The sequence below is a fragment of the Streptomyces sp. NPDC093568 genome, from assembly GCF_044764945.1.
Taxonomy (GTDB): Bacteria; Actinomycetota; Actinomycetes; order Streptomycetales; family Streptomycetaceae; genus Streptomyces.
Window position 1 is genome coordinate 1,625,317 of record NZ_JBIWJD010000001.1, and the last position, 22,255, is coordinate 1,647,571.

At 75.3% G+C, this 22,255-nt stretch carries 1 protein-coding gene; it reads left to right on the forward strand.

The window, feature by feature from the left end:
* Nucleotides 1-218 precede the first annotated feature (218 nt).
* Entirely contained in the window at nt 219-22,244 is a 22,026-nt protein-coding gene (locus ACIRD7_RS06485; RefSeq protein WP_403450512.1) for a type I polyketide synthase, read from the forward strand.
* Nucleotides 22,245-22,255: the final 11 nt, after the last annotated feature.

The window sequence follows — 22,255 nt, forward strand, 5'->3', positions numbered from 1 at the left end:
CGCCGACGCGGCCCCAGCGGCCCGTCGGCGCAGTCATGATGCCGGCAGCGCGGTCCAGTCCTTGTGTTTCCCCCAGTCGACCGTCCGAATAATCGAACCCGAAGCGCGAACGGATCAGGCCACACCCCCACATTCCCGGCCGCCGTGCGCCCGACGCCCCCCCACAGGTCCGGTCCAGATTCCGAAAACGTGGCGACGAGTCATCCGCGGGAGAGAACGTGTCCGAACAAGCTCGCTCCACCTCGGCCACCCGTCCGTTCGCGGGCACCCCACGCCCCTGGCTCCTGACCGGACGCGGCACCCGGGCCGTTCGGGAGCAGGCCCACGTCCTGCGGACCCTCGTCCGTGACGGAGCGCCGCCGGACCGCGTCGCGGCGGCCCTGCTGAACAGCGCCGACCCCGCTCACCCCTGCCGTGCCGCGCTCACCGCGACCACCCCCGAGGACCTCACCGCGGCCCTGGACGCGCTCGCCGACGGCAGCCCCAGCGACCACGTCACCGAGGGCCGGCCCCTCGCCCGGGACAGCGGACCCGTCCTCGTCTTCCCCGGCCACGGCTCCCAGTGGCCCGGTATGGCCCGCGAACTCCTCGACACCTCGCCGGTGTTCGCCCGCCGCATGGCCGAGTGCGCCGACGCTCTCGCCCCGCACCTCGACCACGACGTCGTGGAAGTCCTGCGTGGGGCCACCGACCTGGACACGCCCGAGCTCACCCAGCCCGCCCTGTTCGCCGTCATGGTGTCGCTGGCCGCCCTCTGGGAGAGCGTCGGGGTGGGGCCCTCGGCGGTCGTCGGGCACAGCCTCGGCGAGATCGCCGCCGCCTGTGTCGCGGGCGCCCTGACCCTGGACGACGCGGCCCGCGTCGCCGCGAGCTGGGGCACCGCGCAGCGCGCCCTGCACGGCCGCGGCGACATGGTGTCCGTGCTGCTGCCCGTCGAACGGCTGCGGGAACGCCTCGCGCCCTGGCGGGGCCGGCTCGTCCTCGCCGCTGTCAACGGCCCCGACAACGGGGTCGTCTCCGGCGACGCCGACGCGGCGGCCGAACTCCTCGCCGAGCTGACCGCCGACGGCATCCGCGCCCGCACCGTCGACTACGGCGTCGCCGCCCACTCGCCGCACATCGACGCGATCACCGACCGTATCCGCGCCGACCTCACCGGCCTCACCCCGCGCCCGGCCCGCGTCCCCTTCTACGCGGCCTCCGCCGGCACGGCCGTCGACGGCGTCACCCTCGACGGCGACCACTGGGCCGCCTGCCTGCGCGACACGGTCGAGTTCGTCGCCGCCGTCCGCACCGCCCTCGACGCGGGCCACCGCCACTTCCTGGAGGTCAGCCCGCATCCCCTGCTCGCCCCCGGCCTCGAAACCCTCCTCACCCGCGCGGGCGTCACCGGCACCGTCCACAGCACGCTGCGCCGGGACGCGGGGCACGCCGACCGCTTCCACCGAGCCGTCGCCGCATACTGGGCCGACGGCGGCGAACCCGACTGGGCCGCCCTGCACGACCCGGCCACCGACCCGGCCGACCTGCCCACCGAACTCGCCGACGCCGCCGCCGTCGAGGACCCCGACACCGCCGGGACACCCCTCGGCGTCCAGGCCGCCGCCCTCCGCGACCGCCTCGCCGGCCTGCCCGAACCCGACCGGCGCACCGCCCTCGTCGAACTCGTCCGCACCCAGGTCGCCGAGCTGCTCGAACTGACCGGCACCGCGCCCGCCCACATCTCCTTCCGCGACCAGGGCGTCGAGTCCGCCACCGCCGTCGCGATCCGCGACCGGCTGCGCGCCGCGACCGGACTGTCCCTCGCCCCCACCGTCGCCTTCGACTACCCGACCCCCGCCGCCCTCGGCCATCACCTCCACGACCAGCTCCACGGCACCACCGCCCCGGCCACCCCTGCCGCGCACACGCACGCCGGCGAACCCATCGCCGTCGTCGGCATGGCCTGCCGCTTCGCCGGTGACGCCGACTCGCCCGAGGCCCTGTGGCAGCTCCTGCTGGACGGCACCGACGCCGTCACCCCGCTGCCCGACGACCGCGGCTGGGACATCGAGGGACGCTACGACCCCAGCGGCACCGCACCCGGCGGGTTCCTCCAGCGCGAAGGCGGGTTCCTGCGCGACGCCGCCGACTTCGACGCCGCCTTCTTCGGCATCAGCCCGCGCGAGGCCCTCGCGATGGACCCGCAGCAGCGGCTGCTGCTGGAGACGGCCTGGGAGGCCCTGGAACGCGCGGGCATCGACCCGCAGACACTGCGCGGCACCGCCACCGGCGTCTACCTCGGCCTGATGACGGTCGACTACGACCGGGCGGCCGCCACCGCTTCCACCGACGTGGCCGGGCACGTCCTCACCGGCAACTCCGTCAGCGTCGCCTCCGGCCGCATCTCCTACACCCTCGGCCTGGAGGGCCCCGCCCTCACCGTCGACACCGCCTGCTCCTCCTCCCTGGTCGCCCTCCACCTCGCCTGCGAGGCCCTGCGCGGCGGCGCCGCGACGACCGCCCTCGCCGGGGGCGCGACCGTCCTGCCGAGCCTGGAGATGTTCGCCGAGTTCTCCCGCCAGCGCGCTCTCGCCCCTGACGGTCGCTGCAAGGCCTTCTCCGCGCGGGCCGACGGGTTCTCGCTCAGCGAGGGCGCCGGGATGCTCGTCCTGATGCCGCTGTCCGAGGCGCGACGCCAGGGCCGCGAAGTGCTCGCGGTGATCCGTGGCAGCGCCGTCAACCAGGACGGCGCCTCCAACGGCCTGACCGCCCCCAGCGGCCCCGCCCAGCAGCGCGTCGTCCGCCAGGCCCTCGCGGCCGCCGGCCTGTCCCCGGCGGACGTCGACGCCGTCGAGGCACACGGCACCGGCACGCGCCTGGGCGACCCCATCGAGGCGCACGCGCTGCTGGCGACCTACGGCCAGGACCGCGACGAACCCCTGTGGCTGGGCTCGCTGAAGTCCAACATCGGCCACACCCAGGCCGCCGCGGGTGTCGCCGGCGTCATCAAGATGGTCATGGCCCTGCGCGAGGAGCGGCTGCCGCGCACCCTGCACGCCGACGAGCCCTCCCCGCACATCGACTGGTCGCACGGCTCGCTGCGGCTGCTCCAGCGGGAACGCCCCTGGCCGCGCGGCACAAGCCCGCGCCGGGCCGGCGTCTCCTCCTTCGGCATCAGCGGCACCAACGCCCACCTGGTCCTCGAAGAGGCCCCCGCCACCGAGGAGTCCGCAAAGGAGCCGGTCACCCGGCCGCCCGTGGTCCCGTGGGCCGTCTCGGCGCGCGGCGAGCAGGCGCTGCGTGACCAACTGGAGCGCCTGAGCGCACTCGACGCGGACCCCCTCGACATCGGCCTGTCCCTCGCCACCACCCGCGCCACCCTCGAACACCGCGCCGTCGCCCTCCACCCCGGCCCCGTCGTCACCGGGGCGGTGGCGGAGGGCCGTACGGCGTGGATGTTCACGGGCCAGGGCAGCCAGCGGCCCGGCATGGGCCGCGAACTCGCCGCTGCCTTCCCCGTGTTCGCGGCGGCACTGGACGAGGTGTGCGAGCTGCTCGACGCCGAACTCGGCTTCGAACGGCCCCTGAAGGACGTCCTGTTCGCCGAGGAACCGGAGCACGGCACCGGATACGCGCAGTCCGCCCTGTTCGCCCTTCAGGTCGCGCTGGTGGAGTTGCTGCGCTCCTGGGGCATGCGGCCGGAGCTGCTGCTGGGCCACTCGGTGGGCGAGTTCGCCGCCGCGTACGCGGCCGGGGTGTTCGCACTCTCCGACGCCGTACGGCTGGTGGCCGCCCGGGCACGGCTGATGCAGGCGCTGCCCGAGGGCGGTGCGATGGCGGCGATCGAAGCCGGGGAGTCGGAGGTCACCGGCTGGCTGGCCGACGGCGCGGTGATCGCCGCCGTCAACTCGCCGTCGGCCGTGGTGGTCTCCGGTACGAAGGAGGCGGTCGACGCCGTCGCCGAGCGAGCCGGGGACGCCGGCCGGCGTGCCACGCGACTGCGCGTGTCGCACGCGTTCCACTCGCCGCTGATGGAGCCGGCACTGGCCGGGTTCACGGCGGCCGCCGAGCGGGTCACCTATCACCGGCCGTCCGTCGCGGCGGTCAGCACGGCCACCGGCGCCCCATTGTCCGACGGCGACTGGACGACCCCCGCCTACTGGGCGGAGCAGATCGTCAAGCCGGTGCGCTTCCACGACGCGTTGACCGCGGCCCGAAACCTCGGCGCCGGGCGCTTCCTGGAGATCGGTCCCGATCCCGTGCTCACCGCGCTGGCCGACGGCGTACCGGCCGCCGCGACCCTGCGCAGGGACCGCCCGGAGGCCGAGACGCTGCTCACCTGCGTCGCCGAACTCTTCGTCCGGGGCGCCGCGGTCGACTGGTCCGCGCTGTTCGCAGGCACCGGCGCCCGCCGCGTCGACCTGCCCACCTACGCCTTCCAGCGACAGCGGTACTGGCTGCCCGACCACGTCCGGGCCGCACGCCCGGCCGGCAGCGACGGCGTCGCCGACGGCGGGTTCTGGGACCTGGTCGACCAGGGCGACGCCGACTCGCTCGCCGGAGAGCTGGGCGTGGACAGCGGCGCCCCGCTGGACGCCGTGCTGCCGGTGCTCGCCGACTGGCGCCGCAAGCGCCGCGAGGAGTCGCTGCTCGCCGGCCTGCGCTACCGCGTCACCTGGCGGCCGGTCCGTACGCCCGCGTCGGGCGCCCTGCACGGAGCCTGGCTGCTCGCGGTCGACGAGGACGCGCCCGCCGAACTGGTCGACGCGGCCGAAGAGGCGCTGCGCGCGGCCGGCGCCGACGTGACGGTCGCGACCGGCCCCGCCGGGGCGCAGACGTCGTACGCGGGCGTGCTGTCCCTGCTCACCGACCCCGTACAGGTGCTCGCGCTGACGCAGGCGCTTGCGCAGACCCGGCTGTGGTGCGTGACCTTCGGCGCCGTGGCCGTGTCCGGCGGTACGGGTCCCGCGCATCCCGAGCAGGCCGCCGTATGGGGACTGGGCCGGGTCCTGGCGCTGGAGCAGCCCGACCGCTGGGGCGGCCTGATCGACCTGCCGGACCAGCCGCGACCCCGGCTCTGGCAGCGGGTCGTGGCCGTGCTCGCCGCCGGGGGAGCGGGGGAGGACCAGCTCGCCGTGCGGGCCACAGGCGTCCACGCCGCCCGGCTGGTGCCCGACCGCCCGGCACCTCCCGCGCGCGCCTGGCGCCCGCGCGGCACCGTCCTGCTCACCGGCGCCACCGGCGCCCTGGGCGGCCACCTCGCCCGGTGGCTCGCGACCGGCGGCGCGCGGCACCTCGTCCTGATGTCACGGCGCGGACCCGACGCCCCGGGAGCCGCCGAACTCACCGCGGAACTCCGCCAGTGCGGCACCGCCGTCACCTGGGTCGCGGGTGACGTCGCCGACCGCGACGCCCTCGCGGCCGTCGTGGCCGCCCACGAGCCGACCGCCGTCGTCCACGCCGCGGGCGTCCTCGACGACGGGCTCGCCGCCGACCTCACCCCCGAGCGGCTGGCCCGCGTCCTCGCCGTGAAGGCCGAGGCCGCCGAGCACCTGCACGAGCTGACGCGGGAGAGGGAACTGGACGCCTTCGTCCTGTTCTCCTCCATCACCGCGGTACTGGGCAACGCGGGCCAGGCCGCCTACGCCGCCGCCAACGCCCGCCTCGACGCGCTCGCCGAACACCGCCGCGCCGCCGGACTGCCGGCGACCTCGATCGCCTGGGGCCCCTGGGGCGGGGGCGGCATGGCGGCCGACGAGACCGTCGCCGAGCACTTCCGCCGCCAGGGCATACGACCCCTGGAGCCGTCCCGTGCCCTCGACGTGCTCCAGTGCGCCCTCGACGAGGACGTCACCCGCACGACCGTCGCCGATGTCGACTGGCAGCGGTTCGCCGCCGCCGCGTACACCCCTCGACCGCTCCTCGCCGACCTGCCGGAAGCCGACCTGCCGGAAGCCGGCCGGCCCGCCGCCGACGGCGGACCGGCCGCACCGGCAGCGAGCGCCCTCGGCGCCGAACTCTCCAGCCGTACCCCCGCGGAACAGGACCGGCTGCTGCTCGACCTCGTCCTCGACCAGGTCGCCGCCGTCCTCGGGCACGCCGACCGGACCGCCGTCGACGCCGGACGCGCCTTCAAGGACCTCGGCTTCGACTCGCTCACCGGCGTCGCCCTGCGCCACCGGGTCGCCGCCGCCACCGCCCTGTCCCTGCCCGCCACCCTCGTCTTCGACCACCCCACCCCCACCGCGCTCGCGGCGTTCCTGCGCACCCAGCTCCTCGGTGTCACGACCGACGAGATCGAGCGCGGCGGCCCCGCCCTCGCCCCCGTCGGCGCCGACGACGACCCGGTCGTGATCGTCGGCATGGGCTGCCGCTTCCCCGGCGGCGTCACCACCCCCGACCAGCTGTGGGACCTGCTCGCCTCCGGCGCGGACGGCCTCACGCCGTTCCCCGAGGACCGCGGCTGGGACGTCGAGCGCCTCTACCACCCGGACCCCGGCCACACCGGCACCACCTACGCCCGCGTCGGCGGATTCCTGCACGACGCCGCCGACTTCGACGCCGAACTGTTCGGCATCTCCCCGCGCGAGGCCCTCGCGATGGACCCGCAGCAGCGCCTGCTGCTGGAGACGTCCTGGGAGGCCCTGGAGCGGGCGGGCATCGACCCGCTGTCCCTGCGCGGCTCGGCCACCGGCGTGTTCGCCGGAACCAACGGACAGGACTACCGCGAGACCGCCCACACCCCGGGCGAGGACGTCGAGGGCTACGTCGCCACCGGCTCCGCCGCCAGCGTCCTGTCCGGCCGCGTCAGTTACACCCTCGGCCTGGAGGGCCCCGCCCTCACCGTCGACACCGCCTGCTCCTCCGCGCTGGTGGCCCTGCACCTCGCCGCCCAGGCCATCCGCCAGGGCGAGTGCCGCACCGCCCTCGCCGGCGGGGTGACCGTGATGGCCACGCCGGGCATCTTCGTCGAGTTCTCCCGGCAGCGCGCCCTGTCCGCCGACGGCCGCTGCAAGGCCTTCGCAGAGGGCGCCGACGGCACCGGCTGGTCCGAGGGCGCCGCCGTCCTCGTACTGGAACGCCTCTCCGACGCGCGCCGCGCCGGCCACCCCGTGCTCGCCGTGCTGCGCGGCTCCGCCGTCAACCAGGACGGCGCCTCCAACGGCCTCACCGCCCCCAACGGGCCCTCCCAGCAGCGGGTGATCAGGCAGGCGCTGGCCGCGGCCGGACTGCGGCCCGGCGACGTCGACGCGGTCGAGGCGCACGGCACCGGCACCGGCCTCGGCGACCCGATCGAGGCGCAGGCCCTGCTCGCCACCTACGGCCAGGACCGCGACGAGCCTCTGTGGCTCGGCTCGGTGAAGTCCAACATCGGCCACACCCAGGCGGCGGCGGGCGCGGCCGGCGTGATGAAGATGGTGCTGGCCCTGCGCGCCGGCCAGCTCCCGCCCACCCTGCACGTCGACGCCCCCTCCAGCCGCGTCGACTGGGACTCCGGCGCCGTGCGCCTGCTCACCGAGACCCAGCCCTGGGCGCCCGGCGGGCGTCCCCGTCGGGCCGGTGTCTCCGCCTTCGGCATCAGCGGCACCAACGCCCACCTCATCCTGGAGGAGCCGCCGCGAGCCGAGACCGCGGCCCCGGCCCGCGCGGCCGGCACCGTGCCCTGGATCCTCTCCGGCCGCACCCGCCAGGCCCTGCGCGCCCAGGCCGCCCGCCTCGTCACCCACCTCGCCGACCGGCCCGGCCTCGCCCCCGCCGACGTCGGCCGCACGCTCGCCACCGCCCGAGCCGCCCTCGACCACCGAGCCGTCCTCGTCGGCGCCGACACCGACACCCTGACCGCGGCCGCCGCCGCCCTCGCCGACGGCGACACGACCGCGCTGGTCACCTCGGTGGCGGGCGAGGGGCGCACGGTGTGGGCGTTCACCGGTCAGGGCAGCCAACGCCTCGGTATGGGACAGGAGTTGTACGAGGCGTTCCCGGAGTTCGCGGCCGTGCTGGACGAGGTGTGCGCGCTGCTGGACGCCGAGCTGGGCTTCGACACGCCCCTGCGCACCGTGATGTTCGCCCCGGAGGACGGCCCCGAGTCCGCGCTGCTGGGCCGCACCGGCTACGCGCAGGCAGCCCTGTTCGCTCTGCAAGTCGCCCTCGCCGAGCTGCTGCGCTCATGGGGACTCGCCCCCGACGCGCTCGTCGGCCACTCCATCGGCGAGCTGGCCGCCGCCCACACCGCGGGCGTCCTCGAACTGACCGACGCCGTACGGCTGGTGGCCGCCCGAGCCCGGCTGATGCAGGGGCTGCCCGAAGGCGGCGCCATGGCGGCGATCGAGGCGGACCCCGACGAGATCGCGCCCTGGCTGACCGACGACGTGGTCGTCGCCGCCGTCAACGCACCATCGGCCGTGGTCGTCTCCGGCACCGAAGCCGCCGTGGAGGCCGTCCTCACCCTCGCGCGCGAGCAGGGCCGGCGCGTCACCCGGCTCAAGGTGTCGCACGCCTTCCACTCGCCGCTGATGGAGCCCATGCTGGCCGAGTTCGCCGCCGTCGCCGGCGAACTCACCTACCGGCGGCCCCGCATACCGGCCGTCAGCACCGTCACCGGCCGGCCCCTCGGCGACGACGACTGGGCGAGCGCCGACTACTGGGTACGCCAGGTACAGCGGCCCGTGCTCTTCCACGACGCCGTGCGCACCGCGACCGGCGAACTCGGCGTCACCCGCCTGCTGGAACTCGGCCCCGATCCGGTCCTCGCCGCCCTCGCCCAGCGCACCGCCCCCGACCTGACCGCGGCCGTCGCCGCCCTGCGCGCGGGCCGCGCCGAGCCGCAGACCCTGCTCACCGCCGTGGGCGAACTCTTCGCACGCGGCACCCACGTCGACTGGACGCAGATCTTCCGCGGCACAGGCGCCCACCTCACCGACCTGCCCACGTACGCCTTCCAGCACGAACGCTTCTGGCTCGCCGACCGCACCGCCCACCACCCCACCGGCGAGGGCTCCGAGGACGTCTTCTGGCACCTGCTCGACACCGCCGACCCCGCCACCGTGGCCGGCGAACTGGGCCTGCCCGAGGGCGCCTCACTCGACGCGCTGCTCCCGGCCCTGACGCGGTGGCGGCGACGGCACGAGGAACGCACCGCGCTGGACCGCCTGCGCTACCGCGTGGTGTGGAAGCCGGTACCGATACCCCGCACGGCCCGCCTGACCGGCCGCTGGCTGATCGCCGCCCCCGCCGGCAACCAGGACAGCGGGGCCTGCCTCGACGCCTTGCGCGCGGCGGGCGCCGACGCCGAGCTCCTCACTGTGCCCGGCTCGCCCGAGGCCGGCGAACTCACCGCCCGCATCCGCGAATACGCCCCGGACGGCATCGTCCTGCTGCCCGCGGACGACGGCCTCCCCACGCTTCACCTGCACTTCCTTCAAGCCTTGACCGCCGCCGGACCGCAAAGCCCCGTCTGGTCCGTCACCCGCTCCGCCGTCGCCGTCACCTCCGGCGAACCGCTCACCCGCCCCGACCAGGCGCAGATCTGGGGCTTCGGCCGCACCGCCGCCCTCGAACTGCCCCACCTGTGGGGCGGCCTCGTCGACCTCCCCGACGAGGCCGGCCCCGACGCCTGGCAGCGCCTCGCGGCCGTCCTCGCCGCCCCCGGCACGGAGGACCAGCTGGCCGTCCGCGCCTCCGGCGTCCATGCCGCCCGCCTCGCCCGCGACCCGCGCGGCGACACCACCGGCGCGCTCCCGGCACGCCCCGGCACCGTACTGATCACCGGCGGCACGGGCGCGCTCGGCGCCCATGTCGCCCGGCACCTCGCCGCCCGGGGCGCCGAACACCTGCTCCTGGTCTCCCGCAACGGCGCCCACGCCCCCGGCGCCGACACCCTGCGCGCGGAACTCACCGCGCACGGCACCCGCGTCACCCTCGCCGCCTGCGACGTCGGCGACCGTGACGCACTGGCCGATCTGATCGCCTCGATCCCCGCCGAGACGCCCCTGACCGGCGTCGTCCACACGGCCGGGCTCCCGCAGAACACACCGCTCGCCGACACCACCCAGAACAGCCTCGCCCAGGTGGTCGCCGCCAAGGTCACCGGGGCGAGGCACCTCCACGAACTGACCGCGGACCTCGACCTCGACCTGTTCGTGCTGTTCTCCTCCGTGGCCGCCGTCTGGGGCAGCGGCGGCCAGGCCGCCTACGCCGCCGGCAACGCCTACCTCGACGCCCTCGCCCAGCACCGCCGCGCCACCGGTCTGCCCGCCACATCCGTCGCCTGGGGGCCGTGGAACGGCGGCGGCATGGCGGCCGACGAAGGCGTCGCCGAACACCTCACCGAACGGGGCCTCGCCCTCCTCGCGCCGGACAGCGCCCTCACCGCGCTGGAGCAGGCACTCCTCGCGGACCGCACCTGCGTCACCGTCGCCGACGTGGACTGGGAGCGCTTCGCCCCCACCTTCACCTTCACCCGGCCCAGCCCGCTCATCGCCGACCTGCCCGAGGTCACCGCCGCCCAGGCAACGACACCCGACACACCCGACGGCGAACTCGCCCGCGGCCTGCGCGCCTTGCCCCCCGCCGAACAGGACCGCACTCTCCTCGACGTCGTACGGTCCCAGGTCGCCGCCGTCCTCGGCCACGGCTCCCCGGCCGGCATCGACCCCGAACGCGCCTTCAAGGACCTCGGGTTCGACTCCCTCACGGCCGTCGACCTGCGCGACCGGCTCGCCACACGCACCGAACTGGCCCTGCCCACCACCCTCGTCTTCGACCACCCCACCCCGGCGGCCCTCACCACCCACCTGCGCGACCGCCTCCTCGGCACGGGCACCGCCGTCACGGCAGCCGCCCGCACCGCCGACGACGAACCCGTCGCCGTCATCGGCATGGGCTGCCGCTTCCCCGGCGGCATCAGCTCCCCGGAGGACCTCTGGGACGTCCTCACGGCCGGCGAGGACCGCATGTCGCCGTTCCCCGACGACCGCGGCTGGGACATCCCCGGCCTCCTGGAGTCCACCTCCACCGCCCTCGGTACCCCGTTCGCCGGACGCGGCGGCTTCATCCCGGACGTCGCGGGCTTCGACGCGGAGCTGTTCGGCATCAGCCCGCGCGAGGCCCTCGCGATGGACCCGCAGCAGCGCCTGCTGCTGGAGACGGCCTGGGAGGCACTGGAGCGCGCCGGCCTCGACCCGACCTCCCTGCGCGGCACCGCGACCGGCGTCTACGCGGGCGTCTCCGCCAACGGCTACGGCGGCTCCGTGCACGAGGCCGACGGGGAGTCCGCCGGCTACCTCCTCACCGGCAGCACCCCCAGCGTCGCCTCGGGCCGCCTCTCCTACGTCCTCGGCCTCGAAGGCCCGGCTGTCTCCGTCGACACCGCCTGCTCCTCCGCCCTGGTCGCCCTGCACCTGGCCTGCCAGGCGCTGCGCTCCGGCGAGTGCGACACGGCCCTCGCGGGCGGCGCCACCGTCATGGCCAACCCCACGGCGTTCGTCGAGTTCTCCCGCCAGCGCGGCCTCGCCCCCGACGGCCACTGCAAGCCCTTCGCCGAGGCGGCCGACGGCACCGGCTGGTCCGAGGGCGCCGGCGTGCTCGTGCTCATGCGCCTGTCCGAGGCCGAACGGCGCGGGCACCGGGTGCTGGCAGTCGTCCGAGGATCCGCCGTCAACCAGGACGGCGCCTCCAACGGCCTGACCGCTCCCAACGGTCCCTCGCAGCAGCGGGTGATCCGGCAGGCCCTGGCCGCCGCGGGTCTGCGGCCGGGTGACGTGGACGCCGTCGAGGCGCACGGCACGGGCACGCGCCTGGGTGACCCGATCGAGGCGCAGGCCCTCCTCGCGACCTACGGCCAGGACCGCGACCAGCCCCTGCTGCTCGGCTCCGTGAAGTCCAACATCGGCCACACCCAGTCCGCCGCCGGCGTCGCGGGCGTCATCAAGATGGTCATGGCGCTGCACGCCGAGACCCTCCCGCGCACCCTGCACGTCGACGCCCCGTCCTCGCACGTCGACTGGACCGCCGGCGCGGTGAGCCTGCTCACCGACGAGCACGACTGGCCGCGCGGCGAGCGACCGCGCCGGGCCGGCGTCTCCTCCTTCGGCATCAGCGGCACCAACGCCCACGTCATCCTCGAAGAGGCCCCGGCGGCCTCCTCCCTGCCGGAACCGCGGCGACTTCACCGGGGACCGGTCCCTTGGGCGGTCTCCGCCCGCACCGCCACCGCCCTGCGAGCCCAGATCGAACGCCTCACCTCGCTCGACGCGAACCCCCTCGACATCGGCCTCTCCCTGGCCGGCGGCCGAGCCACGCTCGACCACCGAGCCGTCCTCGGCGTGACCGAGGGGGCGATCACCGGATCGGTCGGCGAAGGCCGTACGGGGTGGATGTTCACCGGCCAGGGGAGTCAACGGCCCGGTATGGGCCGGGAGTTGTATGAGGGGTTCCCGGTGTTCGCGGGGGCGTTGGACGAGGTGTGTGGGCTGCTGGACGGCGAGCTCGGTTTTGACCGGCCTTTGCGGGAGGTGTTGTTCGCGGAGGAGGCGGAGGACTCGACGGGGTATGCGCAGTCGGGGTTGTTCGCGTTGCAGGTGGCGTTGATCGCGTTGCTGCGGTCGTGGGGGATGGCTCCTGGGGTGGTGCTGGGGCATTCGGTGGGGGAGTTCGCCGCCGCGTATGCGGGTGGGGTGTTCGACCTCGCTGATGCGGTACGGCTGGTGGCGGCTCGCGCGCGTCTGATGCAGGCGCTGCCCGAGGGTGGCGCCATGGCCGCCGTCGAGGCGTCCGAGGCCGAGGTCGACGGCTGGCTGGCGGAGGGCGCCGTGATCGCGGGCGTCAACTCTCCTACGGCCGTGGTGATATCCGGTACGGAGACGGCAGTTGAGGCCGTTGCCGAGCGGGCTCGGGATGCGGGTCGGCGGGCGACGCGGCTGCGTGTGTCGCATGCGTTCCATTCGCCGTTGATGGAGCCGGTGCTGGCCGAGTTCACGGCGGTGGCGGAGCAGGTGACGTATCGCCGACCGGCGGTGGCGGCGGTCAGCACGCTGACGGGCGCGACTGTCGGTGAGAATGACTGGACGACAGCTGAGTATTGGGCCGATCAGATCGTCAAGCCGGTCCGTTTCCACGACGCGTTGACCGCCGCCCGCGACCTTGGCGCCTCGCGCTTCCTGGAGATCGGTCCGGATCCGGTCCTGACCGCGCTGGCCGGTGACGTCTCGGCCGTCTCGACGCTCCGCAAGGACCGCCCGGAAGCGGAGACCCTGCTCACCGCCTGCGCGGAACTCTTCGTCCAGGGCGCCGACATCGACTGGGCCGCCCTCTTCGAAGGCACCGGCGCCCACCGCGTCGACCTGCCCACCTACCCCTTCGAGCACCGCCGCTACTGGCTCGAACCCGCCCGGCCGGTCATGGACGCCGGCGGGCTCGGACTCGGCGCGACCCGGCATCCGATGCTCGGCGCTGCCGTACGGCTGGCCGGTTCCGACACGGCCGTCCTGACCTCGCGGCTGTCCGTGCGCACGCACCCCTGGCTCGGCGACCACACGGTTGACGGCACGGTCGTCGTCCCCGGTGCCGCGCTGCTCGAACTCGCCGTCCAGGCCGCCGATCACGCCGGTCTCCACGGCGTGGACGAGCTGACGCTGCGCGCCCCGCTGGTGGTGGCTCACGACGGTGCCGTACAGGTGCAGACGTCGGTCGAGCCGGCCGGGGCCGACGGCAGCCGTGCCGTGCTCATCCACGCCCGGCCGGACGGGGTGCCCGACGACGAGCCGTGGACGCTGCACGCCACCGGCACCCTCGCCGTGGCGCCGTCCGCCGGGCACGACTGGGACCTGCGCGCCTGGCCGCCGGCCGGCGCCGAGCCCGTGGCGGTCGACGGTCTGTACGCGCGCCTCGCCGAGACCGGCATGGTGTACGGCCCGGCCTTCCAGGGGCTGCGTTCCCTGTGGCGGGACGGCGACGACCTGTATGTCGAGGCGGAGCTGCCCGAGCCCACGGCCGACGACGCGTCCGCCTTCGCGTTGCACCCCGCCCTCCTCGACGCCGTGCTGCACGCGCTCGGCATCGACGACACCGAGGCCGATGTGGAGGCGGGGGAGGGGCGTCGTAAGGCGCTGCTGCCCTTCCTGTGGTCCGGTGTCTTCCCGGCCGCCGTCGGCGCGTCCGCCGTACGAGCCCGGCTGAGCGTCGGCGCCCCGGGCGCGGTGGCCGTGCGCATCGCCGACGCCGTCGGTGAACCGGTCGCCGAGATCGCCCAGTTGGTGCTGCGTCCGGTGGCGGCGGGTGAGGTGGGCGCCGGTGACGCCCGTCAGCTGTACCGGCTGCGGTGGACCCCGGTCCCGGCCGTGCCTGCGGGGTCGGCCACGGACCTGGCCGCGCTCGGGGACACCGATCCCCTGCCGGCCGGCGTCACCGTGTTCGCCGACCTCCAGGCGCTGACCGGCGCCGAGACGACTCCTCCGGCCGCCGTCCTGCTGCCCGTCGCCGCCGGGCAGGCTCCCGCCGAAGCCGCCTCCGGGGTTCTCGACGTGCTCCAGGGCTGGCTGGCCGAACCCGAACTCGCCGACAGCCGACTGGTCGTCGTCACCACGGGCGCCCTCACCGACCCGGCCGGCGGCGCCGTATGGGGTCTGGTCCGTACGGCGATCAGCGAGCACCCCGACCGGTTCGCCCTCGCTGACACCGAGGGAACGCCGGAGTCGTGGCAGGCGCTCACCGAGCGGGTCGCCGCGCTCGTCGACGGCGGAGCGACCCAGCTCGCCTTCCACGACGGGCAGGTGCTCCAGCCCCGGCTCGCCCGGGTGACCGATGCGGCGGACGGCGAGGCGGGCCGGACCGGCGAGGGGACCGTACTGATCACCGGCGGCACCGGAGGCCTCGGCGCCCTGGTCGCCCGCCATCTCGTCACCGCGCACGGCGTACGCGATCTGCTGCTGCTCTCGCGCAGCGGGGGCGAGGCGCCCGGCGCCGGCGAACTGGTCCGGCACCTCACGGCCCACGGAGCCCGGGTCACCGTCACCGCCTGCGACGTCTCCGACCGCACCGCGCTCGAATCCGCCCTGTCCGGCGTGCCGTTGAGGGCCGTGGTGCACACGGCCGGCGTCCTCGACGACGGCGTGCTCACCGACCTCACCCCCGACCGGCTGGCCCGTGTGCTCGCCGCGAAGACCGAATCCGCCCTGCACCTCGACGCGTTGACCGCCGACCGCGACCTGAGCGCGTTCGTGCTGTTCTCCGCCGTCGCCGGAGTCGTCGGCTCCTCCGGCCAGGCCGCCTACGCCGCCGCCAACGCCGCACTCGACGCCCTCGCCGCCCGCCGCCACGCGCGCGGTCTGCCGGCGACCTCCCTGGCCTGGGGCATGTGGGAGCACACGGCCGGCATGGGCGGCCGCCTGACCGACACGGACGTGGCGCGCATGCGCCGCCTCGGCTACCCGGCGCTGGCCACCGACGACGCGCTCGCCCTCCTCGACGACGCCCTCCGCATCGGTGAACCGGCCCTCGTACCGGCCGCCCTGGACACCGCCGCGCTGGCGGCACGCGGTGACGCACTGCCCGCCGTACTGCACGGCCTGGTGCCCGCCGCCCGCCGCAGGCGCCCGGCGCGGCGCACCGCGGGCGGTGCGGACATGCCGCTCGCCGCCCGGCTGCGCGGCCTGCCCCGCGCAGAGCAGGACCGGACCCTGCTGGACCTGGTGCAGACGCAGGTCGCCGCAGTGCTCGGCCACGTCGACGCCGCCGCCGTGGACCCCACCCGCGCCTTCAAGGACATCGGCTTCGACTCGCTGACCGCCGTGGACCTGCGCAACCACCTCGGGAAGGTGACCGGCCTGCGCCTCCCGGCCACCCTCGTCTTCGACCATCCCAGCCCGGCGGCCCTCGCCGCGTTCGTGCACCGCGAGCTCCTGGGCGAGGACCCGGCCCACGAGGCCGCCGCCGTCACCGCACGGCCGGCCGGCAGCGACGAACCCATCGCGATCGTGGGTATGGGCTGCCGCTACCCCGGCGGCATCACCTCCCCGGAGGAGCTGTGGCGGCTGGTCGCCGACGGCGGCGACGGCATCACCGGCTTCCCGGCCGACCGCGGCTGGGACCTCGACGGCCTCTACGACCCCGACCCCGACCGGCCGGGCACCGCGTACGTCCGGGAAGGCGGATTCCTGCACGACGCCGCCGACTTCGACGCCGAGCTGTTCGGCATCTCCCCGCGCGAGGCCCTCGCGATGGACCCGCAGCAGCGGCTGCTGCTGGAGACGTCCTGGGAGGCGCTGGAGCGGGCGGGCATCGACCCGACCTCGCTGCGCGGCTCGGACACCGGCGTCTACGCGGGCCTGATGTACCACGACTACGCGGCCCGGCTGCACACCGTCCCCGACGAGGTCGAGGGCTACCTCGGCAACGGCAACGCGGGCAGCGTCTTCTCCGGCCGGATCGCCTACGTCTTCGGCTTCGAGGGACCGGCCGTCACCGTCGACACCGCCTGCTCCTCCTCCCTCGTCGCCCTGCACCTGGCCTGCCAGGCCCTGCGGTCCGGCGAGTGCGGCACCGCGCTGGCCGGCGGCGTGACCGTGATGGCCAGCCCGCAGACCTTCGTGGAGTTCTCCCGCCAGCGCGGCCTGGCCGCCGACGGCCGGTGCAAGTCCTTCGCCGAGGGCGCCGACGGCACGGGCTGGGCCGAGGGCGCGGGCGTGCTGGTGCTCATGCGCCTGTCCGAGGCCCGCCGCCGGGGCCACCGGGTGCTGGGCGTGATCCGCGGCACCGCCGTCAATCAGGACGGCGCCTCCAACGGCCTCACCGCTCCCAACGGTCCCTCGCAGCAGCGGGTGATCCGGCAGGCCCTGGCCGCCGCGGGTCTGCGGCCGGGTGACGTGGACGCCGTGGAGGCGCACGGCACCGGTACGCGGCTCGGCGACCCGATCGAGGCGCAGGCCCTGCTCGCCACGTACGGCCAGGACCGCGAGGAACCCCTGTGGCTCGGCTCCATCAAGTCGAACATCGGGCACACCCAGGCGGCCGCCGGTGTCGCCGGCGTCATGAAGATGGTCATGGCGCTGCACGCCGAGACCCTCCCGCGCACCCTGCACGTCGACGGCCCCTCCTCGCACGTCGACTGGGAGGCCGGCGCCGTTGAACTCCTGACCGAGGAACGCCCGTGGCCGCGCACCGCACGTCCGCGCCGGGCCGGCGTCTCCTCCTTCGGCATCAGCGGCACCAACGCCCACGTCCTGGTCGAGGAACCTCCGATCGCCCACCGGGCGCCCGACCTCACCCCGTCCACCGGGCTCCCGCTCATCCCCTGGATCGTCTCCGCCCGCACGGCCGACGCCCTGCACGCCCAGGCCGAACGCCTGGCCTCCGCGACCGGCACTCCGCTCGACATCGGCCTCTCCCTGGCGACGACACGGGCCAAGCTCGAACACCGAGCCGTCGTCCTGGGCCCCGACCACGAGACCCTGCGCGCCGCACTCGCCGAGCCGGTCGTCGCCGGGGCGACCGTGGAGGGCCGTACGGGGTGGATGTTCACCGGCCAGGGGAGTCAACGGCCTGGTATGGGCCGGGAGTTGTATGAGGCGTTTCCGGTGTTCGCGGGGGCGTTGGACGAGGTGTGTGGGCTGCTGGACGGCGAGCTGGGGTTTGACCGGTCTTTGCGTGAGGTGTTGTTCGCGGAGGAGGCGGAGGACTCGACGGGGTATGCGCAGTCGGGGTTGTTCGCGTTGCAGGTGGCGTTGATCGCGTTGCTGCGGTCGTGGGGGATGGCTCCGGGAGTCGTCCTGGGGCATTCGGTGGGTGAGTTCGCCGCCGCGTATGCGAGCGGAGTGTTCGAACTCGCCGATGCCGTAAGGCTGGTGGCGGCTCGTGCGCGTCTGATGCAGGGGCTTCCGGCCGGCGGTGCGATGGCCGCCGTCGAGGCATCCGAGGCCGAGGTTGCTGAGTGGCTGGTCGACGGTGCCGTGCTGGGGGCGGTCAACTCGCCTACGGCCGTGGTGGTGTCGGGGACCGAGGCCGCTGTTCAGGCCGTTGCCGAGCGGGCTCGGGATGCGGGTCGGCGGGCGACGCGGCTGCGTGTGTCGCATGCGTTCCATTCGCCGTTGATGGAGCCGATACTGGCCGGGTTCACGGCCGTGGCGGAGCAGGTGACGTATCGCCGACCGGCGGTGGCGGCGGTCAGCACGCTGACGGGCGCGACTGTCGGTGAGAATGACTGGACGACAGCTGAGTATTGGGCCGATCAGATCGTCAAGCCGGTCCGTTTCCACGACGCGTTGACCGTCGCCCGCGACCTTGGCGCTTCCCGCTTCCTGGAGATCGGTCCGGATCCGGTGCTGACCGCGCTGGCCGGTGACGTCTCGGCCGTCTCGACGCTCCGCAAGGACCGCCCGGAAGCGGAGACCCTGCTCACCGCGTGTGCGGAACTCTTCGTCCAGGGCGGCGACATCGACTGGGCCGCCCTCTTCGAAGGCACCGGCGCCCACCGCGTCGACCTGCCCACCTACCCCTTCCAGCGCCGGCGGTACTGGCTCGACGCCCCGCCCGTGCTCTCCGACGCCGACGGGCTCGGACTGGTCAGGGCCGACCATCCGCTGCTGGGTGCCGCCGTGCCGGTGGCCGGTTCGGACGCGGTGCTGCTCGCGTCGAGTCTGTCGGTGCGGACGCATCCGTGGCTGGGCGACCACGCCGTGGCAGGCTCCGTCGTGGTGCCGGGGACGGTCCTCGTGGAACTGGCGCTGCAGGCCGCCGAGCGCGTCGGTGCCGGGCAGCTGGCCGAGCTGGCGCTGCGGACGCCGATCGTGCTGCCCGAGCACGGTGCCGTGCAGCTTCAGATCGCCGTGGGGACGGAGGACGCCGAGGACGCCCCGGACGGCGGCCGTACGCTCCACGTCTACGCCCGCGCGCAGGAGGCCGGGCCCGACGAGCCCTGGACGCTGCATGCCTCCGGCACCCTGGAGGCCGCCGAACCGGCCGCGCCCGACTGGGACTTGACGGCTTGGCCACCCGCCGGAGCCGAGCCCGTGGAGTTCGGCGACCTGTACGACCGGCTCACCGCGGCCGGCCTCCGCTACGGGCCCGCATTCCGCGGGCTGCGCAGGGTGTGGCGGCACGAGGGCGATCTGTTCGTGGAGGCCGAGCTGCCGGAGCCCGTCGCGGGTGACGCCGCGGCGTACGGGCTGCACCCGGCCCTGCTGGACACCGTCCTGCACGGCCTCGGCCTGCACACTGAGACCACCGACGGCTCGCTGCCCTTCCTGTGGTCCGGGGTGCGGCTGACCGCCGTGGGCGCGGGCACCGTCCGGGCCCGGCTGACCCCGCGTGGCGGCGGGGACGTCGCCCTGCGCATCGCGGACGCGGCGGGCGAGCCGGTCGCGGAGATCCACTCGCTCGTGCTGCGCGTGCTGTCCCCGGACCGGCTCACCGCCGCCGCGAACGGGCCCGATGACCTGTACCGGCTGCGGTGGACCCCGGCCCCCGAGCTCGCGGCGGTGTCGGACCGGACCGTGTGGACGGCCGTGGGGACCGCGCCGGCCAGTGTCCCCGCCACCGTGCACCCGGACCTCGACACGCTGGCCGCTGCGGGCGACGTACCCGGGACGGTGCTGCTGCCGGTCGTCCCGCACGACGGCGAGGACGTGGCCGCCACGGTCACCGGCGTCCTCACCCGGCTCCAGGAGTGGCTGGCCGACGAGCGGTTCGCCGGATCCCGTCTCGTCGTCCTGACCGCTGGAGCCGTACAGGTCGGCGCTGACGAGGGGGCTCCGGACGTCGCCGCGGCCGGTGTGTGGGGCCTGGTCCGCACCGCGATCAGTGAGAACCCCGGCCGGTTCGCCCTCGCCGACGTCGACGCCGAACCCGCCTCACCGGACGCGCTCGCCGCCGTCCTGCGAGACACCGGTGAAACGCAGTTCGCGGTACGCGCGGGCCGGGTGTGGCTGCCACGTCTCGCCCGGATGGCCGGTGACGGGGTGCTGGCCCCGCCGGCGGGTGCCGGTGACGCCTGGCGGCTGGACATCGTCGACCAGGGCCGCCTCGACGGTGTCGCGCTCGTCCCCGAGGAACGCCGCCCGCTCGGCCCCGGCGAGGTCCGGGTCGCGATGCGCGCGGCCGGCGTCAACTTCCGAGACGTGCTGAACGTGCTGGGCATGTACCCCGGGGACGCCGGCCGGATGGGCCTGGAGGGCGCGGGGATCGTCGTGGAGACCGGCCCCGGCGTGGACCGCCTGGCCGTCGGTGACCGCGTGATGGGCATGCTCGACGCGGCGTTCGGCCCGACCGCCGTGGCCGACGCCCGGCAGCTCGCGCCGATCCCGCGGAGCTGGACGTACGAGCAGGCCGCGTCCGTGCCGATCGTGTTCCTCACCGCCTACTACGCGCTGGTCGACCTCGCGGGGCTCCAGGAGGGCGAGTCCGTGCTGATCCACGCCGCCGCCGGTGGCGTGGGCATGGCCGCCGTACAGCTCGCCCGGCATCTCGGGGCCGAGGTGTACGCGACGGCGAGCGAGGCCAAGTGGCCCGCCGTACGCGCACTCGGCGTGCCCGCCGACCACCTCGCCTCGTCCCGCACGACCGAGTTCGAGGACCGGTTCCGGCCGGGGGTGGACGTGGTGCTCGACTCGCTGGCCGGCGAGTTCGTCGACGCCTCGCTGCGTCTGCTCGGACCCGGCGGACGGTTCGTCGAGATGGGCAAGACCGACATCCGGGACGCGGGCGTGGTCGCCGCCGAGCACGGGCTGTCGTACCGGGCGTTCGACCTCGTCGAGGCCGGGCCCGACCGCATCGGTGAGATGCTCGCGGCACTGCTGGAGCTGTTCGAGCGGGGTGTGCTGCGGCCTGTTCCGGTGACCGCTTTCGACATCGCCCGCTCGCCCGAGGCGCTACGGCTGCTGCAGCAGGCCAAGCACATCGGCAAGGTCGTCCTGACCGTGCCCGCGCCCTGGTCGCGGCCGGGCACCGTGCTGATCACCGGCGGCACCGGCGGCCTCGGCGCGCTGCTCGCCCGCCACCTCGTCGAACGGCACGGCGTCCGCGACCTGCTGCTGCTCTCCCGCCGGGGACCCGAGGCACCCGGCGCCGCCGAACTGCGCGCCGCGCTCACCGAGTCGGGCGCCCGGGTCGACGTCGTCGCCTGCGACGTGAGCGACCGCGAGCAGCTCGCCGCCGCCCTCGACGGGGTCCCGCTGAGCGCCGTCGTGCACACCGCCGGCGTCCTCGACGACGGCGTCCTCACCGGCCTCACCGGCGAGCGCCTCGCCCGGGTCCTGGCCGCCAAGACCGACGCGGCCCGGCATCTGCACGAACTGACCGCCGGTCACCTCCTGGACGCCTTCGTGCTGTACTCGTCCGTCGCCGGAGTCATCGGCTCCGCCGGACAGGCCGCCTACGCCGCAGCCAACGCCTCCCTCGACGCGCTGGCCGCCGCCCGCCGCGCCCAGGGCCTGCCCGCCGTGTCCCTCGCCTGGGGCATGTGGGAGACCGAGGCGGGCATGGGCGGCACCCTGTCGCGGGCCGAACTCGCCCGCATGCGCCGACAGGGCTTCCCCGCCCTGCCCGGCGAGAAGGCTCTCGCTCTGCTCGACGCCGCCCTGCGCGTCAACGAGCCCGTCGCGGTCCCCGTCGCGCTGCGCCCGGCCGGCCTCGCCGAGCACGCCGACCACCTGGCCGGTGTCCTGCGCGACCTCGTCCCCGCGACCCGCAGGCGACGGGCCGCCGCACGGGACGCGGCCGGCACGGCCGAGAACCTCACCGCGCGGCTCGCCGCACTGACCGCCCCCGAGCAGGACCAGCTCCTGCTGGACCTGGTCCGCACCCAGGTGGCCGCCGTACTCGGCCACTCCTCACCCGCCTCCGTCGAGGCCACCCGTGCCTTCAAGGACATCGGCTTCGACTCGCTCACCGCAGTCGACCTGCGCAACCGGATCGGCGCCGCCACCGCGCTCACCCTCCCGGCCACCCTCGTCTTCGACCACCCCACCCCCGAGGACCTGGTACGGCTGCTGCGGGACCGGCTCCTCGCCGGCACCGCCGCGCCCGCACCGGCCGTCGCCGACGACGGCATCGACCCACAGGTCCGGGACCTGCTCACCGCGATCCCGGCGGCCCGGCTCCGCGAGTCCGGCGTCCTGGACCTGCTGCGCCGGCTCGCCGACCGCCCCGCCGGCCCCGAGGACCCGCGGCCCGTCACCCCCGCCGCGCCGCCCCGACAGCCCGAATCCCTGGACGCGATGGGCGCCGACAGCCTCATCCAGCTGGCCCTGAAGCGCGTGCAGCGGCCGGCGTGACCCGCCCGTGC